1 protein-coding gene is annotated in these 1,992 nt (G+C 50.7%); it reads left to right on the forward strand.

What is annotated here, in order from left to right; translation table 11 throughout:
- Window positions 1-500 precede the first annotated feature (500 nt).
- Window positions 501-1,832: a group II intron reverse transcriptase/maturase gene (gene ltrA, locus AWU77_RS02205; RefSeq protein WP_062058601.1), complete on the forward strand. Its 1,332-nt coding sequence runs from the start codon at window positions 501-503 to the stop codon at window positions 1,830-1,832.
- Window positions 1,833-1,992 lie beyond the last annotated feature (160 nt).

Raw genomic sequence — 1,992 nt, forward strand, 5'->3', positions numbered from 1 at the left:
TGGCGTGCGCCGTGATAAGGCGGCGCTTTCCCCGTGGGTGAAAATCCCACTCGGCTATCGCTCCAGCCGAAAGCAACCGGAGCAATTATGGAGGCAACGAAATAGTTGAAGCCTCCGGTGAAGCGTGCCACAAAATACGGTGGCAGCGCGAGTGTGCAGGCCGTAACGCGAGTGAACGCCGAGCAATCCTCGAAAAGGACGTTACACAGGCCGACCTGACCGCCATATCGGGGAAGGCTGATACAACTGGGGGACTTGAGCAGGGTTGATCCCAGTTGCTGTGTCGGGGTAGTGGCGACAGCATGTACACAAGGGAGGCGCGCGCAACACGGGAAGCCCCTCTGCGTGATCTGGGGAGATCAACCGAACACCCGCGAGGGAGCGTTCGGGCGCATTGGGGTGGCGGAGAGGCTCGTAGTACCGAGGAAGCCGAGTAATGTCGGTGGAGGAAAGGGGCCTCAGTTCAAAACCAATGTTTAAAGTAGGAAAGGATCAGGAGATTGGGCAACCTAGCAACTCCAATTAGTGTTCGGAAACTACAGAGAGCATTACACGTAAAAGCGAAGACTGAAGATAGCTACCGTTTCTACGCCCTCTATGACAAATTGTATCGACAAGATATTTTGGCTCATGCCTACGCCAAGTGCCGCGCTAATCGCGGTGCACCGGGTGTAGACCGACAAGATTTCTCTGATATAGACGCATACGGTGTTCAGCGATGGTTATCGGAACTTGCGCAAGCACTACAAGATGAGAGTTATCGACCTGATGCAATCAGGCGAGTGTATATCCCCAAAGCCAATGGCAAACTCAGACCGTTGGGTATCTCGACACTAAGAGATCGAGTCTGCATGACAGCAGCAATGCTGGTGCTGGAACCGATTTTTGAAGCAGATCTTCCACCGCAGATGTATGCCTATCGTCCGAGGCGCAATGCGCAACAGGCGATAGTCGAGGTGCAAGAGCAAATGTATCGAGGGCGCCCCGATGTTATCGATGCCGACCTCTCGGATTATTTTGGCAGTATTCCCCACGTTGAAATGTTGAAATCACTTGCGCGTCGTGTTGTTGATCGCCGTGTATTGAGTTTACTAAAACGATGGTTGGAATCTCCTGTCGAAGAAAAGGATTCGAAAGGCCGCACAACGAAAACAACGGAAGCTAAAGACCAGCGGCGAGGAATACCTCAAGGTTCGCCTGTGTCACCACTGCTCGCCAATTTATATATGCGGCGTTTTGTGGTGGCGTGGAAGCAATTCGGCCTGAATGAACGTCTTGGAAGTTTTATTGTTACCTATGCAGATGATCTGGTGATTTTATGTCGGCGTGGAAAAGCAGACGAAGCGTCTTCATGGATGAGGAAAATCATGGAGAAACTCAAGCTGACAGTGAACGAAGAAAAGACGCGAATTTGTCGAATACCAGAAGAGTCTTTTGATTTTCTGGGTTATACCTTTGGCAGGCTTTACTCACAGAAAACGGGCAAAGCTAGATTGGGTATGCGACCGTCGAAGAAGAGCATCAAGAACATGGTGCAAAAGCTTCATGGAATGACGACAAACTCTTATTCGTGCATGGACACCACAGAAATGGTAAAACAATTAAATCGCACACTGGTTGGATGGGCGAATTACTTTTCAGTAGGAACTCATCTGCAAGCTTATCGTGCAATTGATAGTTATATCGCTATGCGGTTGCGTAAGTGGCTGCGACACAAATATAAAGTTAGAGGACGTCGAGGTGGGGCATTTCCTCAATCCCATCTCTACGGGCATTTTGGGCTCGTACGTTTAACGCAATTAGGTCGCGGTGAGTCGTGGGTGAAAACGTGATGTTTTGTCCGAGAGCCGGATGCGGGAAATCTGCACGTCCGGTTCGATGAGCGGGGGCTGGAAACGTGAGCAAGGTAGAAGGAGTGTCACCTGCATTAATCGAAAGAGCAGGAGTAGGAAGCCACTACCTAAACTCGGCGCGCCAGTCTTCGACTCTACC

It is taken from the genome of Cellvibrio sp. OA-2007 (assembly GCF_000953825.1).
Classification (GTDB): Bacteria; Pseudomonadota; Gammaproteobacteria; order Pseudomonadales; family Cellvibrionaceae; genus Cellvibrio.